Annotated in this window: 17 protein-coding genes and 1 tRNA gene; 11 read left to right on the top strand and 7 right to left on the bottom strand. The window is 33.7% G+C overall.

Features of this window, described 5'->3' with window-relative positions; translation table 11 throughout:
* Window positions 1-8: 8 nt before the first annotated feature.
* A complete protein-coding gene (locus E0F89_RS02665) occupies window positions 9-2,246 on the top strand; it encodes a hypothetical protein (protein WP_131908308.1) in 2,238 nt (745 codons plus the stop codon).
* Window positions 2,247-2,258: 12 nt separating this feature from the next.
* Window positions 2,259-4,307 carry a protease Lon-related BREX system protein BrxL gene (brxL, locus tag E0F89_RS02660; protein ID WP_131908307.1) on the top strand — a complete coding sequence of 683 codons (2,049 nt, stop codon included), beginning with the start codon at window positions 2,259-2,261 and terminating at the stop codon, window positions 4,305-4,307.
* 383 nt (window positions 4,308-4,690) lie between these two features.
* Here the strand turns inward: brxL and E0F89_RS02655 are convergent, their stop codons facing one another.
* Complete coding sequence (locus E0F89_RS02655) at window positions 4,691-5,329, bottom strand: hypothetical protein (protein WP_131908306.1); 639 nt, start codon at window positions 5,327-5,329, stop codon at window positions 4,691-4,693.
* A gap of 189 nt (window positions 5,330-5,518) precedes the next feature.
* On the opposite strand from E0F89_RS02655, the gene E0F89_RS02650 reads away from it, so the two are divergent.
* The 3 genes from E0F89_RS02650 (at window position 5,519) to E0F89_RS02645 (ending at window position 7,011) form a co-directional block, all read left to right on the top strand.
* Window positions 5,519-5,758 (top strand): hypothetical protein, encoded by a 240-nt coding sequence (locus E0F89_RS02650; protein WP_131908305.1) that lies wholly within the window; start codon window positions 5,519-5,521, stop codon window positions 5,756-5,758.
* Between the two features lie 293 nt (window positions 5,759-6,051).
* Complete coding sequence (locus E0F89_RS17045; protein ID WP_165929964.1) at window positions 6,052-6,225, top strand: hypothetical protein; 174 nt, start codon at window positions 6,052-6,054, stop codon at window positions 6,223-6,225.
* Between the two features lie 186 nt (window positions 6,226-6,411).
* Window positions 6,412-7,011, top strand: a complete 600-nt coding sequence (locus E0F89_RS02645) for a recombinase family protein (RefSeq protein ID WP_131908304.1) — start codon at window positions 6,412-6,414, stop codon at window positions 7,009-7,011.
* Between the two features lie 65 nt (window positions 7,012-7,076).
* Here the strand turns inward: E0F89_RS02645 and E0F89_RS02640 are convergent, their stop codons facing one another.
* From E0F89_RS02640 to E0F89_RS02630, 3 genes are read right to left on the bottom strand one after another with little or no spacing between them, the layout of a single operon-like run.
* Window positions 7,077-7,691, bottom strand: a complete 615-nt coding sequence (locus E0F89_RS02640) for a hypothetical protein (RefSeq protein ID WP_131908303.1) — start codon at window positions 7,689-7,691, stop codon at window positions 7,077-7,079.
* 49 nt (window positions 7,692-7,740) lie between these two features.
* On the bottom strand, window positions 7,741-8,328 hold the full coding sequence (locus E0F89_RS02635) for an ImmA/IrrE family metallo-endopeptidase (protein WP_131908302.1): 588 nt from the start codon (window positions 8,326-8,328) through the stop codon (window positions 7,741-7,743).
* Window positions 8,329-8,334: 6 nt separating this feature from the next.
* Window positions 8,335-8,670, bottom strand: coding sequence for a helix-turn-helix domain-containing protein (locus tag E0F89_RS02630; RefSeq protein ID WP_131908301.1), 336 nt, complete (start codon window positions 8,668-8,670; stop codon window positions 8,335-8,337).
* Between the two features lie 135 nt (window positions 8,671-8,805).
* Between E0F89_RS02630 and E0F89_RS02625 the strand changes: the two genes are divergently transcribed.
* From E0F89_RS02625 to E0F89_RS02610, 4 genes are read left to right on the top strand one after another with little or no spacing between them, the layout of a single operon-like run.
* Window positions 8,806-9,030: a DUF2188 domain-containing protein gene (locus E0F89_RS02625; RefSeq protein ID WP_131908300.1), complete on the top strand. Its 225-nt coding sequence runs from the start codon at window positions 8,806-8,808 to the stop codon at window positions 9,028-9,030.
* A 5-nt stretch (window positions 9,031-9,035) separates the two neighbouring features.
* A complete protein-coding gene (locus E0F89_RS02620; RefSeq protein ID WP_131908299.1) occupies window positions 9,036-9,842 on the top strand; it encodes an SMODS-associated NUDIX domain-containing protein in 807 nt (268 codons plus the stop codon).
* Window positions 9,839-10,975, top strand: coding sequence for a nucleotidyltransferase domain-containing protein (locus E0F89_RS02615; RefSeq protein ID WP_131908298.1), 1,137 nt, complete (start codon window positions 9,839-9,841; stop codon window positions 10,973-10,975). Before E0F89_RS02620 ends, E0F89_RS02615 begins: the two co-directional genes overlap by 4 nt.
* Window positions 10,972-11,391 (top strand): hypothetical protein, encoded by a 420-nt coding sequence (locus tag E0F89_RS02610; protein ID WP_131908297.1) that lies wholly within the window; start codon window positions 10,972-10,974, stop codon window positions 11,389-11,391. Before E0F89_RS02615 ends, E0F89_RS02610 begins: the two co-directional genes overlap by 4 nt.
* 172 nt (window positions 11,392-11,563) lie before the next feature.
* Here E0F89_RS02610 and E0F89_RS02605 read toward each other — a convergent pair.
* Window positions 11,564-11,634 (bottom strand) — tRNA-Gln (locus E0F89_RS02605).
* A gap of 241 nt (window positions 11,635-11,875) precedes the next feature.
* Here E0F89_RS02605 and E0F89_RS02600 point away from each other — a divergent pair.
* Window positions 11,876-15,157, top strand: coding sequence for a glycosyltransferase family 117 protein (locus tag E0F89_RS02600; protein ID WP_131908296.1), 3,282 nt, complete (start codon window positions 11,876-11,878; stop codon window positions 15,155-15,157).
* Window positions 15,158-15,230: 73 nt separating this feature from the next.
* Window positions 15,231-15,872: a polysaccharide deacetylase family protein gene (locus E0F89_RS02595; RefSeq protein ID WP_131908295.1), complete on the top strand. Its 642-nt coding sequence runs from the start codon at window positions 15,231-15,233 to the stop codon at window positions 15,870-15,872.
* A 15-nt stretch (window positions 15,873-15,887) separates the two neighbouring features.
* On the opposite strand, the gene E0F89_RS02590 is transcribed toward E0F89_RS02595, so the two are convergent.
* Together E0F89_RS02590 and E0F89_RS02585 are read right to left on the bottom strand one after the other, a co-directional pair.
* Entirely contained in the window at window positions 15,888-16,184 is a 297-nt protein-coding gene (locus E0F89_RS02590; RefSeq protein ID WP_131908294.1) for a thioredoxin family protein, read from the bottom strand.
* A gap of 73 nt (window positions 16,185-16,257) precedes the next feature.
* On the bottom strand, window positions 16,258-17,493 hold the full coding sequence (locus tag E0F89_RS02585) for a metallophosphoesterase (protein WP_131908293.1): 1,236 nt from the start codon (window positions 17,491-17,493) through the stop codon (window positions 16,258-16,260).
* Window positions 17,494-17,581: the final 88 nt, after the last annotated feature.

Below are 17,581 nucleotides of genomic sequence, written 5' to 3'. Positions count from 1 at the left end.
AAAAAGTTATGATCGATACTTGGTTTAAAAAAGATTTAGAAAAAATATTCAATACCCATCCAATAGTAGTTATTATTGATGAGTCAAAAGAAGCTACTTTTCTGTTAGAGGAGGTAAAAGAGAAATACCAAATATTCAATGCATCCAATGAAATTGATGAACTCAAGGTAAAATATGAAATTGAAAAAAAGGGTGCAGATGGCACAAAATATTTAATTTATACCAACACCCCAAAAGAGCAACTTAAATTCATTAGAGAATATTGTGAAACCAATGGCAGTGTAGAGATTAAACACTTGGACAGGTACATCAAAGAAAAAGTAGTAGCACATTTAAACATTAATCTTCATTTAGAGAAAGAAGAACTGATCGCTGCTGCAAAAGTAAGTTTGGGTAAAGACCAAACTTATTGGATGAACCTTAGCCATAACGGTGCTTCTGAAATCTTTAATTTAGAAAAAGAAATACTTCCTTTTTTACATAGCCCAAAAACTTACCTCAACAAATATGACAAGGCAGTTCAGGAACTCTTCTTTAAAAAGGTAAATGAATTAATTGGTCAGGTATATATCAGTAAATCATCCGAAGTTCTTGCTACTGAAGTAGTGTTCTACTTACTGGATGGTTTGGCTAACAATAATCCAAACAAAGTTCTATTGGACGTATATAATAATTGGTTAGACAGTAAGACTTATCAAAAATCGTTTGATGTTTATCTGAAAAAATACAAACTGGAACCAAAAACAGAAATTTTCAATTATCATCCTGCACATCCTTTCCTTGCCATAGATGAACTTTGGCTGGAAGAATTAGGTAAAAACATAAGCAACAAAAGTTATTGCATCAATTTCTTACCTAGAATAAACCAACGTATTTCCAATAAAGCAGTCCATCATTTGGGGATTAATTTTTGGAAACAAATCAAAATACTATTAGAATTTGATGAAAAAAACATCAATCAAATTGCCTCATATGATGAAGCTGTTGCTTTCTATACGTCTCATTTTTATAAACTAGACAAGGCAATTCGTGCTCTTTATGCGACCTTTCTAGACCGTGAAAATTTGATGGAGCCACTACAGAGCTACTATAAAAATTATGCAGTCATTTTTTTAGATAAATGGTTCAAATATATCGAAGAATACAAATCAAACCAAACGGGTAAATTACAAGAAATCATTGATAATAATGCGTCTAAAACGGCTATCGTTGTGGGTGATGGAGTCTCATATGAATTTGCTCAGGACATTATTGAAAAAGTATCCAAAGAATACATATTGAGTAAAGACCACCAATATATTTTTGCAGGTTTACCATCAGAGACCGAACACAATATGAGCCAGCTTTATATTGATACTGGTAAAGTAGTGGCAAAAAAACAAGATAGAGAAGCCTACATTTTAAATCAAAACAAGGACAAATCTATTGGTTTTATTGATTTAGAAATGGTTAATGAAAATACGGATAAGGAACACTATTTAATTTGTAGTTATAAAGACCCTGATAAATTAGGGGAAACATACCAGCAAAAGGCACTTAAATATTTTGACCAAGTGGCTGAAATCTTTGCTACCAAAATAGAGCAATTATTAAAAAACGGATACCAAAATGTCTATTTATTGACCGACCATGGGTATGTCCTTACTGGTATTTTGGATAATTCTGATAAAATAGAAGTCGCCTTTAATGGCAATGTTAAAAAGAGTGAACGCTTCATAAGAACAGAAGACAAACAAACTATTGACACCGATTTACTTATTGAAAAAGAGGTGGTTTATGGTAACTTCAATTATTGTTATTTTACCAAAAGAGTCGGACCATTCATAACACCAGGAGTGTACGGTTTCGCTCATGGTGGTTTATCACCACAAGAAACAATTATTCCTTTTTTAAAATGGTCAAACGATAAAAACCAGCAGGACCAGCTTCAGGTAATGATTGCCAACAAAAAGGATTTGAACGATGTAACTGGCGGTTTGTTTTCAATTGTATTAAAAGCAAGTTCAACAGCTTCAGATTTGTTTTCCTCTGAAAGAAAAGTAACGATGCTCTTTTTTGCAGATAATAAAAATATTAATGAAAGTGATATACTTACAATTGAAAAGGATCGCGAAATCAAAAAAGAATTCCGTTTTGGTTCAAATGCAACAATTGAAGTAAAAATAGTAGATGCAGTTACAAAAGAACAACTAGACAAGGTAATAGTCAAACAAAATAAAGTTAGGGATTTAGGCGGTTTACTTTAAAACAGATATAGCATGATAATCTTAGACGATTTAGACAAGAAAGTATTAGAACATTTCAGAGGGTTTGTGGTGAAAAAGGATTTGGTGGGCATAATCAAAGGTGGCGCAAATGTGCCTGCATTTGTATTGGAATATTTACTAGCCAACACTTGCAGTACCGAAGATGAAGATAAATTGAAAGAAGGAATGGAAAATGTAAAAACCATTTTGAGAAATCACTACATTAATCCGGAAGAGAGTTCCTTGATCCAATCCAAACTACGTGAAAAGGGAAGTTATAAAATAATTGATAAAATTTCTGTTGAACTAGATTCTCAAAAAGATAAGTATTGGGCTAACATCAGCAATAGTAATATCAAGAAAGCAAATATTAGTGATGAATTAGTAACTAATCACGAAAAGTTGTTGCTCGGCGGTATCTGGGCAATCATTGACATGGAGTATGATCCTTTAATTACTATTGGAACTACTGTTTTTCCTTTTGTAGTGAAGGAAATCAGACCAATTCAACTATCCTCATTTGACAACAACAAAGTTTCACAAAAGAGGAATGAATTTTCAAAAGAGGAATGGAAAAAATTACTACTTCGTAGCGCTGGATACGAGCCCTATAGTGAAGGATTAGACGAAAGAAAGCTGAATCTATTACTATGCCGTTTGATTCCTTTGGTCGAAGCCAATTTCAACATGGTTGAACTGGGACCAAGATCATCAGGAAAGTCATATATCTACAAAGAAATCACGCCTTATGCTATTCTAATTTCGGGTGGTCAGGGTTCCGTAGCTCAATTGTTTGTAAATAACACTTCGGGGCGCGTAGGTGCTGTTGGACTTTGGGACACCATTTGTTTTGACGAAAGCACAGACAAACTGTTCAAAGATAGGGATGCAATCCCGTTGATGAAAGATTATATGGAAAGTGGTTCATTCTCTAGAGCAAAAGGCGGTGAAATATCTGGTTCGGCATCCATAATCTTAAATGGGAATATAAATCAGCCCGTGGAAACGGTCTTGCAAACATCACATTTATTCAGTCCATTATCAGATGAAGTAAACCATGATACCGCATTTTTAGATCGTATCAATTTGTTTTTACCAGGTTGGGAAATAACTAAATTCAGTCCTCAGAATTTCACCAATCATTTTGGTTTTAGCACCGATTTCTTTTCGGAAGTATTGAAGTCACAAAGAAAAATAACCTATTATGATGCATTGGATAAATATTTCTCTCTAGGATCTCATTTGAAACAACGAGACAGTAAATCAGTGAGAAGAATCATCTCTGGATTCATAAAATTACTACATCCAAATGGCGAGTATTCTAAAGAAGACATCAGGGAGTATCTTATCATTGCAATGGAAATGCGCCGTAGAGTAAAAGAGCAGCTTAAACGTATTGGTGGTATGGAATTTTGGGACACCAACTTCTCATACATCGATAAAGAAACACAAGAGGAAATATTCGTTGGATTACCCGAGGAAAAAGGATCATCTTTAATAGAAGCAAATCCATTGGCCCCAGGTGTATGCTATACAGCTACAAGTGATGGTGACAATAACACGTTAGTAAAAATCGAAGTGGTTGCATTGAAAGGTTCCGGGAAACTAAATGTAACAGGAACCAGTTCAACTGAAGTAAAAGAAAACATCAAGAACACATTCAATTACATTAGAGCAAATGAGAAAACAATATTAAACGAGCAACATTCATTATCCAGCTACGACTTAAATATTCAGGTTAGTAATATAATGGGGGCTGCGATACATGGGGGCATCGGTAGCGCTGTGTATGTCGCTATCATTTCAGCTATATATAAAAAGAACCTCAAAGCAGGCTTAGCAGTTCTAGGAAATGTTTCGATTGGTGGAGCCATCGAAAGAGCACAAAATTTCGCAGACAAAGTTACATTACTTTCGGAAAACGGAGCAAAAACAGTCATTGTACCAATGGATAATCTTTCAGAAATACCCACCTTACCAACTACTATTTTAGGAAAAACTGATGTGCCATTCTATGGAAATAGTCAAATGCTATTACAAAAATCAGTATTGGGTGAATAGTAAGGTGAACGATTGATATTGAATGAGGATTTTGGCAATTACTAAAAGTTAACTAAGACACTATTTAAAGGATATAGAAGAAGGGATGTTTTACGAAAAGATAGAAAATTACATGGGTACTCATCGGGATGGTTTTAAAATGCTATCCCCATAAATACATTTTTTTTAAAATACACCACTGCGCGGTAGAAAGACCTTTGATCCCATGAATAAAATATTTCGAGGCTTTAAGGATGATTGGGCGACATCGTTATAATTAAAATACGTAATTGTTTGAAGGCGGAAAGTTTAAAAACACGATTCGCCGAAGTACACTCGCAAAATTTAGAAGAGATGAATATCAAATATAGCCCGGTTGTAAATGATAGATGTTTTCTGTTTTTTTATCGCAACCCTTCCTCTATTTCCTCGATTAAAATATCAAAATTTTCTCTATTAAAACTGAAGTCATCATTCCAGATATAAAAGTATCGCTGGTACTTTAAAATTAGCTTAAGGTGTCTTAGATTTTGTAAGATTTCCATAGGTAATTTTCGGGTGTTTAATCGATTGTAATGTGTCTCACTTAAAAAAAATTCCCCATCATATTCTATATCATCGTCACCACAATAGGTAGACAATAAATTATCATTGAAAGAAAAATCGCCCCCTATTTTGACAGAGCATCCCATCAAATTTGCTAAACAACTATTGCCAGAGATATAATAACTTCCTACAATCTCTGCTGCAGAACCATGTAACGAGGTCAATTTATTGTTGTACGCAAAGAAATCACCGCCAATCCACTTTGGACCACCTAAAAAATTATTAAGAAGATTGTTGTAACAATTAAAGTTACCGCCTACTCCTACCGGTGAACCTTCCAAAGTACTTAAAAAATTATCTTGTATGTTAAAATGCCCCATAACCCTTCCAAATTGCAGAGGCAGAACGGTTAAACCATTAGACGATAAGTTTACATTCCCATCGACATCAATTGATCCGTCTTGATTAATGGAATAACGTGATATCCCATATTTCATACAAGTATCAACTATGCTTTTTTCTGTTCTCATATTGGTATATATCTGTTAACTAACGAATAATTCTTAGTGAAATTGTTCAAACAGGAAGATTTTTATCACTAAAGAAAACAAAAAAAGTAAAAAAAGTAAAAATTTTTCAAACTAATTCTTTACTATTTGGTATGATAATATAAATAAAAATATATTATGAAAAAGAATAAAGAAAAGTACTGGAATTACGACTACAATTTTGAAACAATGTACGCAGAATTAAAAAGGTTGTCCAACATATATCAAGAATTTGATGTAGATAGCTTTATTGAAGTATTTCGAGAGTTGATGGGTGAAGAATTTAATACCGCCGAACCTCATCCTCGATTGCTGAATGACTGCTTTAGACAGATTGAATATTGGGAAAAATTTAAAAAAGATTGTCAAGCTAGATAATACTAATTAGACGTATAATTAAAAAGGGCTATCAAATTCAGATGGCCTTTTTTAATTATATCCAAAATTCCGATATTGATAAACTTCCAACATTTTTATAAAAACTTCCCACTTCGGAATAACGAATATAGAAAAACATTAAAAATAAACACATTATGTCACTAATTGTCAGATTCTTATATTCTGCATTTTATATTAAAAAATAAATTTTAAAAATTACTAAACAAAATACATTGACACAGATATAAAGGAAGCAACGGCAACGAAGCTGATTGCATTTAAAAACATATAAAATGGCATACGAAGAATACGTAAGCTCAAAGGAAGCAATGCTAATTTTGGGGATTAAAAGCGAAACTACATTGATAAAATACGAAAAACTGAAAAAAGTAAAGGCATACCGTCCTTTCGGAAATCGGAAGCGATATAAGGTGGTTGAATTACTTAACATCCAATCCAAGAGGTAGGTTTCGCTACCTCTTTTTACTCTCACTACAAGTAGAACTAAAAAAAGCAAGTTTTCAGATTGATTTGTATATAATTAGGGCATACTAAAAAAGGACACACAATTCCGGCTCAAAAACATTGTTTTTTGATGTATATTTTTGCCAGTCTAAATATATACACTATATTAGCTCTATAAAAGAATACTTATGACAAAAGTAAAATACATCAGGATCTCAAGCATAGACCAAAATACGGGTCGCCAAGAAGTGAATGCGAAAGATTTTTCAAAAATATATGTCGATAGAATATCGGGGACAATTCCATTCCAGGATCGAAAAGAAGGTAAAAAGCTTCTTGCTGATATCGAAAATAACTCAATCACGGAAGTACACGTAAATTCAATTGATCGATTGGGCAGAAATATTATAGAGCTATTAACAATGATTGAATTTCTAAATCAAAATTCTGTGAATCTATTTGTCGAGAACATAGGCATGTACTCACTGATTGAAAACAAGCCAAATCCAAGCTTCAAAATGATCATAAGCGTTCTCGGCAACGTAGCCGAAATGGAACGCTCTAATATGTTAGAAAGACAACGACAAGGAATAGAGCTTGCCAAAGCCAAAAAATTATATACTGGACGTCTATACGGAACCAGAATGGCCGATGATGAAGTCCTTAACAAATACAAAATTGTGGTCAAAGAACTAAAGAATGGTGAATCTTTAAGAAGAGCTGCTAAGATTGGCGGATGTAGCTTAGGAACAGCTCAGAAGGTTCAAAGGTTAATAACGAAGCTTTAAAAAGATTCAATGAATATTATGTGATCGTTGCAAAATCTAATCTTGTATGCCTTGCCACTAGATTTTTATCTTTCACAATTTAAAACTATTCTTCTCATTTTTGTCCTGAAATTGTCCCAAGTTTCACTGTCCCACTTTTCTGTTTTTAATTTACCGGAATAGTCTTCTAAAGATTTCTCAAGTTCTTTAGCGAAAACAATACTATCTACAACGTGATTTGTGCTGTTAAATAAATTTGTGCCCTCACGATTTATTTTCCAACCACCCGTTGTTTCGCCTTGATGCAAAATACCGCATCTTATATTTATATAAAATTCCTTTTCTTTATTTCTAAATACTGCAAAGTTTGTTTCAGTTGATAGGAATTGTTTAAAAGCTAAAGCGGATTTGTTACTACTATCTTCCCAACCATTTTTAAATGATTGAAGTGTTTCTATTAGTAAGCAGCAATTTGCCATTATTGAAAACCCATTCTTAAACTGCTCAATAAAATCTTTGTCACCAAATTGAAACGGTTTTAAATACCTGCTATGAAGTCGATGGAAAATAAAGAGGGCAATTGAATTTTGATCCTTGTTGGCGACATAACCATTGTAGTCGGCAACTGTAACTATTTGCAATTGCCCAGAGGCATCAAAATATCTTGCAAGCTCAATATTTGTATCAAGTGTCGTCATCATTACTTCTAATTTAAAAATACTACCGTAGACGCGTCTACTGACTACCTAACTAAACATTTTTCTTGAAAAATGGTTTATTTAAACCCGTCATACCCATACGGAAATTTACCATTTCAACACTAGCGTTAAAGTGAATTGCGATTTGTTCATTCGTCAAATTCCTTTTTCTCGCCCATAAAAGGCAAGGTTTTGATAATTGTAACGTTGCGCCCAAGCATATAGCTTCTTCTTCTTGAAGCTTATCAAAATCTCTCATACCAAATGGCAAATTGACCCCTACAGGAAATTCTTTTACTTTATGTTGACATAAAATATGAGCAATTTCATGCATAATATTACTTTGTTGACGGTATGAATTATGAAAATTGTTATGAATTATGATACGATTACCACTTTTCGTATCCATAGTTAAGGCACTCCATCCATACTCTTCAGCTTCAATACCTTGCAGTTTTCTTATTTCATAATCATCTTTCAAAAACTCTGTTGCATTGTAAACGCTAATATTTAAAAACTGCGCTAACTTAAATGCACATAAAGGCGCGCAAGGATGAATATTGAGATTTACTCTACATTCAGTTGCTTTTTTTTCTGCCTTTGCTTTAAAACCTCGTTTAAGAATACTTGTTGATGCCAAAAGGAATTATTTTGTTTCGTATGCCATATCTATCATTTTAATAAGCATACTTACAGTGTCCTGAGTCAATTCCTTATCCGCCCTTAAGTGAGCAACGACCTGATCTTTATTAGTAACAGGTTTAGAATCTGTATTACCAACTATAAAAGTATCAGTTGATACTTTTAACCAATTACAAATGTTAATAAATGTATCAACATCTGGAATTTTTCCTTGCTCAATTCTTGATAAAGTAGCCGCACTTACATTGCCAATTTCCTCAGCAATAGCTCTTAGTCCTTTACTTGCCCTTTTACTTTTTAACATCCCTGCTAAAAGGTCTGTATTAAGTGTTGATTGCATGTTAATAAGTTTTACGTGTTAAACACTGTCTCACTTGTGCAACAATAAGATATTTACGTATCTTTGATGCAACAGATTTGAGTTTTGTTTTATATATGAGACAAATATATCATTAATTTCTAAATTTTCATCATTATGAGTAAAAAAAACCAGCATGTAGTACCAAGAGGAAATGATTGGGCAGTGCAAGGCGCAGGAAACGAAAAAGCAATAAGGATTGTTTCCACACAAGCTGAGGCTATCAAAATCGCTAAAGAGATTGCAATCAATCAAAGATCTGAAATGTTTATTCACCGATCTAATGGACAGATTAGAGAAAGGAATACTTATGGAAAAGACAATTTTCCACCTAAAGGATAATCTGAATGAGTAATAGAGGTAAAATCAGCTTCAGTTTTGGGATATTAGGATTGGTATCAAGTTTTTTTCTAAAGAAGAGTGAAATTCAGGATGCCATATTCAATATCTCGCTTGGATTCATTGTAGCATGTCTTATGGAATTAGTTATCTTCTTGTTAGATAATAAGGAAAGATGGAAGTTAATAAAGCCACAATTTTGGAAATATAATTTGCCTGTAAGAGTGACTGTTGCATATTTATTCCGAATTGAATTTAATGGCAAATACATGTTAATCAAAAGACACAAAAATGATTTTGTTGGATATCAACCAATAGGCGGTGCCTATAAATATTTTAAGGAAGAAAACCGAGAAATATTTGACAACTTAGGGATAGTGCCATGTAACCATGTTCCAAGAGACGAAGACACTGAAAATGATTTACGAATTGTAATTAATAAAAGAAAAAAATTAAGTGCCTTTTTTAAATGGTTTGAAAACAGAAAAAATAGAGAAATTGATCCTTGGCGTGAATTTTATGAAGAATTAATTGAACCTGGTTTTCTTCCCGAGAAGCTATTCAAACATATTAAATATGCTTACGTTGGGAAACATGAAGAAGGCGTGCTAAGGACAGAGGATTATCCAATTGAACAATTTCGTTACGCCGATATTTTCGAACTAAGACTTGAAACAGATGCACAAAAAGAGGCAATAAAATCACTTGTTAATAATGACAATATAGCATTTGTAACCGCTGAGGAAATTAGAAAGGGACATACTAACGGCGGTATAAGAATACTACCACACACATTTAAAATATTACCAAAATGATGACACTTTTTCAAAACAAGAACGTCCAGTTAGACGATCTATTAGACAGAATGGCGGAAGCTCTTCAATTAGACAAAACTCGTTATGAGCTAATGATTCAACACTATGAAGCAATAAAAAAATGGATAGAAACAGACGAAACCTTTTTCAAGCCATTTAAATATGACCTTTATCCTCACGGGTCGGTAAGGACTAGAACAACCGTAAAACCAATTGGAAAAGATGAATTTGACCTAGACATAGCATTACATATTAAAACAAATTTCAACAATCATACCCCTGAAAAAATCTATAATGAATTAAGACGTAGATTAGAAGAACATGCTTTATATAGCGGAAAGATGGAATTGAAAAATAGATGTATTAGACTAAACTACGCTGGTGAATTTCACATTGATATTTTACCTGGAATCCAAGAAAACGAATGGGACGAAAATAAACTAAGAGTCCCTGACCGTGCATTAAAAACTTGGGTAAGTAGCAACCCAAAAGGATATGCAAAATGGTTTTTGGAAAAAACTAATATCCTGAACTTTAGTTTGCTAGAAAAATCAATGCGCGCAGAAAACTTACCTTCAAATGACTATGAGAATAAAAAACCATTACAAAGGGGTGTACAATTGATTAAGAGATACAGAGATGTCTATTTTCAAAAAGATGATACGTATAAAACTTCAAGTGTTGTACTAACAACCATAGCAGGGCAATTTTACAATGGGGAAGAAAGTATCTATTTGACCGTTGAAAGCATTGTAAACAGGATATTACTTCACACAAGGAATATGTCTGGAAGAATCAAAGTTGTCAATCCTGTAAATGCTGATGAAGATTTTACAGATAAATGGGAAGATGAACCAGGATATTACTACGCATTTAAAGATTTTAGCGAACATTTATACAAAGAGTGGCAAGAGCTGAAAAAAGAAAATGGTGTTGTTCCGGAAGGAAACATCTTAAAGGGTTTGTTTGGGGATGAATTATACTTCGGAGCGCAGACTTCACAGGCAAATGTTATTGAAAAAGCAAGAACTAATAACCAATTAGGAATAGATAGAGCCACTGGTTCATTAACATCCGTAGGTATGCTTTCCACATCAGCTGTAAAAGCGAACACTTTTTATGGAAGCAAATGATAATCAAAAATTTATTAAGAAATAAAACGATAGCTCAGCAAGCTAGTGCATTAAAATTCAAATTTCCAGAATGGAATGTGAATTTCAATGCGATTAGTTTAATTGCTATAGGAAAAATAAAACCAACTTCAAGAAGTGAAGCATATACAGTTGAAATAAAATACTTCATTATCAAAAAGAAGCCCTTAGTTCAAGTAAAGATTTTAGATCCAATTTTAATAAAAAATGAAAAAGAAGAAGAAATACCACATATGTACTCACAAGAAAGCTTATGTCTCTTTATGCCTAAGTATAACGAATTCAAAAAAACAGATCTAATTTGTGATACAATAATTCCTTGGACTTCACTATGGCTTTACTACTATGAAATTTGGCATACAACAGGAACATGGCTGGGTGGTGGCTTACACGTTTAAATTCATTTTAAAAACAATAACCGTCAAGTCATCACTAAAACATAGAGCTGTAACAGAAAACAGACACCAATTCACTACATTTCATATCACAAAATTACTACGTGAATTACTACGTGCTAAAAAAGAAAACCCCGTAAACGTTAATGTTTACGGGGTTCTTAAAAAATGCTAGTTGGTCTACAAGGACTCGAACCTTGAAAGACTGCACCAAAAACAGTTGTGTTACCATTACACCATAGACCAGTAGTATTGCTGTTAAGCGAGTGCAAATTTAAAATAAATTTTAGTTTGCACAAACTTTTTTCAGCTTTTTATCAAAAAAAAATTGCCTGAAATTGAATTTAATTTAAAAAACAAACGAAAAAGATTCATAGTCAACACGTTATTCAATTGCAATACTTTTCCAGAAAATAGTGTTAATGCTATGGAGGTTAAACAAAAAAACATTTTCTTTGTGACTTACAATTAAATTAAACTTTAATACATGGATAAAGCAGCATTCAATTTTAATAAATGGAATACAATTATTGGTTGGCTTACATTTGGAATCGCATTATTAACCTACACATTGACAGTTGAGCCCACCATGAGTTTCTGGGATTGCGGCGAATATATTGCCACAGCGGCCAAATTAGAAGTTGGTCACCCACCGGGAGCTCCTTTATACCAGATGATTGGTGCTTTTTTCGCCATGTTCGCCACAGATGAAACAAAAATTGCCCTGATGGTCAATATGATGTCTGTGTTTTCAAGTGCTTTTACCATTTTATTCCTCTTTTGGTCTTCCTCGATGATATTAAGAAAATTAGTTTCGCGATTTGCGGAATTAAACAGAAACAATGAAATTGTAATATTAGGAAGCTCACTTGTAGGCGCTTTAGCTTACACTTTCTCTGATAGTTTTTGGTATAACGCGGTCGAAGCAGAAGTTTACGCTATGGCTTCGTTACTTATTTCTTTATTATTTTGGCTCGGATTACGCTGGGAACAAGACATGAATAAACCAAGAGGCAATAAATGGCTATTAATCATTTCACTTGTTATTGGACTCTCTTTTGGAGTTCACTTCATGGCTTTATTAACAATTCCAGCCATAGGGTTTCTTTATTTTTTCAAAAACTACAAAGTTGTCACGGTCAAAAGCTTTGTTATTGCGAACGTGGTAGTAATCGCTATTTTACTTTTTATATTCAAATTACTTCTTCCTATGACCATGGGATTCTTTGGTAAAACTGAAGTTTTTATGGTGAACAGCTTAGGATTACCATTTGACTCCGGAACTATATTCGTCACAATTTTGCTCGCTGCCTTGTTTTATTTTGGGTTAAAATATACTAACAACAGAGGTCTTGCAACCTACAACACCTTAATTTTATGTGTTCTTTTTATTCTAATTGGGTTTTCTACCTGGACAATGTTGCCAATTCGCGCCAATGCCAACACCGTTATTAACGAAAACAAACCATCTGACGCAAGGGAAGTTCTTGCTTACTACAACAGAGAGCAATATGGTGTAAATCCATTGTTTTACGGTCCCCAATACACGGAAGCCTTCGCAGGTTTAGATCCAGAAAAACCTTATTTGGACAAAGCTCCCAATTACGAAAGAGATTACAAAACAGGAAAATATGTTATTGTAAATAATTTCAAAAATGCGGAGCAAAATTCGGATGACAAGCACAAAACGATTTTGCCAAGAATGTGGAGTGGTGATCATATCGAAAATTATATAAATTTTACAAATCCGCCTGAGTTTAGATTAAATCCTAATTATCCGTACGAACAGGATCTGGCCAAATACGGCATTGATCCAAGTCAGTTAAGTGAAGAAGATTATGGTAAAGCGATAGCGCAACTGAAAAATGAAACTGAAAAAATCGTAAACGAGTTCAGACAGGCCTATGCGCAACAGCAAATTGACAGTGAAGGTTATGTTAAGTTCCTAAAAAGTTATGGCGATTATTTAGTAGTTGACAAACCTACAACTGCTGATAATTTAAGCTTTATGGTTGAATACCAGTTTGGTTATATGTACTGGAGGTATTTGATGTGGAATTTTGTAGGTCGTCAAAGTGATAATCAAGGAAGATACGATTACCTTGATGGGAACTGGCTCAGCGGAATATCCTTTATTGACGAACTGCATTTAGGAAGTCAAGAAAACCTTCCTTCGGATGTAGTCAATAATAAAGGACGAAATGTCTATTTCTTTTTGCCATTTATTCTTGGCTTAATTGGTTTAATGTACCATGCGAATAAAGATTTAAAAAGTTTCTATGTTCTTCTGGCTTTATTTCTTTTTACAGGAATAGCACTAAAAATATATTTAAACGAGCGACCTTTTGAACCACGAGAAAGGGATTACGCGTTGGTCGGCTCCTTTTATGTATTTGCCATCTGGATTGGTTTTGGAGTTTATGCTTTGTATGAAAGCATACAAAAATATTTATCGCCAAAAATTGCCGGTCCAGTAATTATTGCAGCAAGTTTGTTAGCAGCTCCAGTGCTTATGGCTGCTCAAAACTGGGATGATCATGATCGTTCAGGGAAATACACGGCTATAGCCATGGCAAAAGCCTACCTTACTTCTTGTGATCCTAATGCAATTTTATTTACCATTGGTGATAACGATACCTTCCCGCTTTGGTACGCCCAAGAAATAGAAAAAATCAGAACGGATGTCAAAATTGTAAATACTAGTTTATTCATGACAGATTGGTATATCGATCAAATGAAAACTAAAACATACGAATCTGACCCATTACCTATTTCATTTACACACGATCAATATGTGGGAGATAAACTGGATTATGTAGCGCACATCCCTAAAGTGGAAACCCGTTGGGATATAAAAGATTTAATTGATTTTATTAAAAATCCAAAAGCCACGGTGGAAATGCAAAACGGACAAACCATCCATTTTTATCCTACCAATAAAATTAGGATTCCAGTTGACAAAAACTTAATTATTCAAAATAAAGTTGTTTCTGCTAAATACCATGATTCTATCGTTCCCTACATTGATTTGGATATAAGTACAAATGCGTTGTATAAAAACAGATTAATGATGCTCGATATTGTTGCCAATAATAATTGGAAACGACCAATTTATTTCAGCGGAGGTGCATTTGACAATGAAGATTATATCTGGATGAAAGAGTATCTTCAATTAGAAGGAATGGTTTACAAATTAGTGCCTGTTAGAACAAAAATCCCGAAAGACGGAGGTCCGCTCGAAATGGGTCAAGTAGACGCAGATAAAATGTACGCCAAAGTCATGAAATGGGACTGGGGAAACAGCGAAAGCGAGAAAATATATCACGATCCTGAAACCAGAAGAAATAGTATAACATACAGAACAAATCTTTCGAGGTTAATGAATCAACTCATTCTTGAGGGCAAAAATGATAAGGCAAAAATCATAATTGATTTAGCGATGACAAAAATGCCTTTGGAATATTTCGGATATTACTCTCTTTTAGAACCTTTTGCTGGAGGCTATTACAAAATTGGGGCAAAAGTAAAAGCACAGCAATTGCTGGAACAACTAATCGGGAAGTATCAGGAAAACCTCAACTATTATGGCAAACTTAAATCTTCAGAGCAAAGCAGTATTGCGACTCCTATCATAATCGATATTGAGCGTTACAGAAGCCTTCTGCAAGTCATGAAAGAAAACGGAGATCTAGATTTTTACAACAAGCATAAAATCACTTTTAATACCTACATCAAAATGTTTGAACGTTTTGGGCGTGACAAAGAGTAATTTTACATACAATTAGAAAAGATAGCGATGTTGAAAAATGTCGCTATTTTTTTTTTAATTTTAAAACTAAAAAATGAAGTTCTACTGGATAAAAACGAATTGGATCATCAAAAAAATATTCTCAAATTATATTTGGGATGTTTCCAAGAATACAAACACGGTCTATCTCACTTTCGATGACGGCCCTATTCCGGAAGTTACAGATTGGGTTTTGGAGCAACTGAAAAAATACAACTTGAAAGCTACCTTTTTTTGCATCGGAGAAAATATTGAAAAACATCCCGAAATATTCAGAAAAGTAATCAGCCAAGGTCACAGTATAGGAAATCACACTTTCAATCATCTCAATGGCTGGAAAACATCCACTGAAGCTTACATTGAAAATATTAGAATGTGCGAACAGGAGATCGTAAAAACTGTAGATTACAATTCAAATTCTAAAATCTTTCGTCCACCTTACGGCAAATTAAAAACTGCTCAGTCAAAAGCAATACAGAAATTAGGCTACAAAATAATCATGTGGGATGTGCTTAGCGCTGATTTTGATACAACAATCACCAAAGAAAAATGTTTGGATAATGTGTTATCAAATGTAAAACCGGGAAGTATTATTATTTTTCACGATAGTGTAAAAGCGTTCAAAAATCTTGAATATGTGCTACCTAAAACACTCGCTTTTTTAAAAGAAAATAATTTCAATTGTGATGTTTTGTAAAATCAAAAAACAATATTAGAATTGTTCCTGCACGATTCCAATAAGGGTATTGGCGTCTAATTCACCGGACTGTCTCCAGATCATTTGACCTTTTTTGTAAATCATTAATGTAGGCAAACCCTTGATGCGCAAAGCATCTGCTAATTCTTGATTTTTATCCACATCAATTTTTATCACTTTTGCTTTATCGCCAAGAGCAGCAGCCACATCTCTGATAACAGGATGCATTGAAACTGAAGATTCGTTCCATTCTGTGTAAAAATCAATTAACACAGGTACTTGCGTATTTATAAGTTCTCCAAATTTTGACATAAAACCAAAAATTTAATTTTTAAAATTCACTAAAAAGAGATATTTATTTTACAAATGTAGCATTTTAAACGAATTACGCCACACTAACCCCTTTTTTTAGTTCAATAACTGTAATTTCGGGCATAATACCTACTCTGCCCGGATAAGCATGAAAACCAAATCCTCTATTAACGTAAACGTATCTTCCTAAGTTTTCATATAATCCCGCCCATTGTTTGTAAACATATTGAGCCAAACTCCATTTGAAATAACCGGGAATTTCAATTCCAAATTGCATTCCGTGTGTGTGACCCGAAAGCGTAAGGTGATAATGTTTCTCATCATGCTGCACGACGTGCTCCCAATGCGAAGGATCGTGACTCATCAAAATCTTAAAATCTTCTTTTGTTAAAGGTCCCGCAGCTTTATTCAAATCTCCGGCCTGCTTGAAATTATGACCCCAGTTTTCGACACCGACTAAAGCAATTTTAGAATCGCCCTTTTGAATAAAAGTATGTTCATTCAACATTAAATTGAAACCTATTTCCCCGTATAAACTTTTAATGGCTTTGAAATTATCCTCTTTTGCTGCTTCTGTTGGCCACGTTATATATTCTCCGTAATCGTGATTCCCCAGCACGGAATATTTTCCGTATTCGTGTTTTTTAATCCTGTTGAATGTTTCTATCCAAGGATGCATTTCCTTGGCATCCGTATTCACGATGTCACCCGTAAACAAAATCAAATCTGAATTTTGTTCATTAACTAAATCAATCGCGTAATTAATTTTTTCAGGATTATCAAAACTTCCGCTGTGAACATCTGATATATGAGTAATTGTAAAACCATCAAAAGCTTCCGGTAAATCAGGAAAAAAAATGCGTTGTTTGATTACTTTATAATTATATTTCCCAACGGTCACGCCATAAATTAAAGATAAAAACGGCACTGCCGCTAATCCTAACCCTATTTGACTGATAAACTTTCGTCTGGAATTAAGGAAATCGGCGCTCTTGTCATAATCCACAAAATAATTTACGGTTCCAGCACCCAATCTAAAGATATCTTCTCCCATGAGTACAAGAGTCAAAATCAATTTTGGAACATAGACAATAAGCATCAAACCCATGATAACCATCATTTGTCTCGTTTGGCCTACGCTTCGATCAAATTGCATCACAGAATAAACTATATATATTAAAACCAATATGCTTATACCCTGGATTGAAAACAATACTGGCTTCGATTTTATCAAGGTTTTTAAAACTTGAAAAGTATAAAGCTCAATAATAAGAAGAATTAAACACAAGAATACAATACGAAAGATCATTTTAATCAAATTTTAGACAAAATAACAAAAGAATTAATTAAAATAGATTGGTATTAGTTAAAATTTAACTGTTGATTAAAGCCAAAGA

It is taken from the genome of Flavobacterium caseinilyticum (genome assembly GCF_004349085.1).
Classification (GTDB): Bacteria; Bacteroidota; Bacteroidia; order Flavobacteriales; family Flavobacteriaceae; genus Flavobacterium; species Flavobacterium caseinilyticum.
The sequence above is the reverse complement of the archived record's forward strand: the minus strand, read 5'-3'. Positions and strand labels throughout refer to the sequence as shown.

Excerpts from the sequence above, each read along its gene's own strand:
- E0F89_RS02665 (WP_131908308.1), top strand. The coding sequence starts at position 9 with ATGATCGATACTTGGTTTAAAAAAGATTTAGAAAAAATATTCAATACC.
- brxL (WP_131908307.1), top strand. The coding sequence starts at position 2,259 with ATGATAATCTTAGACGATTTAGACAAGAAAGTATTAGAACATTTCAGA.
- E0F89_RS02655 (WP_131908306.1), bottom strand. The coding sequence starts at position 5,329 with ATGAAATATGGGATATCACGTTATTCCATTAATCAAGACGGATCAATT.
- E0F89_RS02650 (WP_131908305.1), top strand. The coding sequence starts at position 5,519 with ATGAAAAAGAATAAAGAAAAGTACTGGAATTACGACTACAATTTTGAA.
- E0F89_RS17045 (WP_165929964.1), top strand. The coding sequence starts at position 6,052 with ATGGCATACGAAGAATACGTAAGCTCAAAGGAAGCAATGCTAATTTTG.
- E0F89_RS02645 (WP_131908304.1), top strand. The coding sequence starts at position 6,412 with ATGACAAAAGTAAAATACATCAGGATCTCAAGCATAGACCAAAATACG.
- E0F89_RS02640 (WP_131908303.1), bottom strand. The coding sequence starts at position 7,691 with ATGATGACGACACTTGATACAAATATTGAGCTTGCAAGATATTTTGAT.
- E0F89_RS02630 (WP_131908301.1), bottom strand. The coding sequence starts at position 8,670 with ATGCAATCAACACTTAATACAGACCTTTTAGCAGGGATGTTAAAAAGT.
- E0F89_RS02625 (WP_131908300.1), top strand. The coding sequence starts at position 8,806 with ATGAGTAAAAAAAACCAGCATGTAGTACCAAGAGGAAATGATTGGGCA.
- E0F89_RS02620 (WP_131908299.1), top strand. The coding sequence starts at position 9,036 with ATGAGTAATAGAGGTAAAATCAGCTTCAGTTTTGGGATATTAGGATTG.
- E0F89_RS02615 (WP_131908298.1), top strand. The coding sequence starts at position 9,839 with ATGATGACACTTTTTCAAAACAAGAACGTCCAGTTAGACGATCTATTA.
- E0F89_RS02610 (WP_131908297.1), top strand. The coding sequence starts at position 10,972 with ATGATAATCAAAAATTTATTAAGAAATAAAACGATAGCTCAGCAAGCT.
- E0F89_RS02600 (WP_131908296.1), top strand. The coding sequence starts at position 11,876 with ATGGATAAAGCAGCATTCAATTTTAATAAATGGAATACAATTATTGGT.
- E0F89_RS02595 (WP_131908295.1), top strand. The coding sequence starts at position 15,231 with ATGAAGTTCTACTGGATAAAAACGAATTGGATCATCAAAAAAATATTC.
- E0F89_RS02590 (WP_131908294.1), bottom strand. The coding sequence starts at position 16,184 with ATGTCAAAATTTGGAGAACTTATAAATACGCAAGTACCTGTGTTAATT.
- E0F89_RS02585 (WP_131908293.1), bottom strand. The coding sequence starts at position 17,493 with ATGATCTTTCGTATTGTATTCTTGTGTTTAATTCTTCTTATTATTGAG.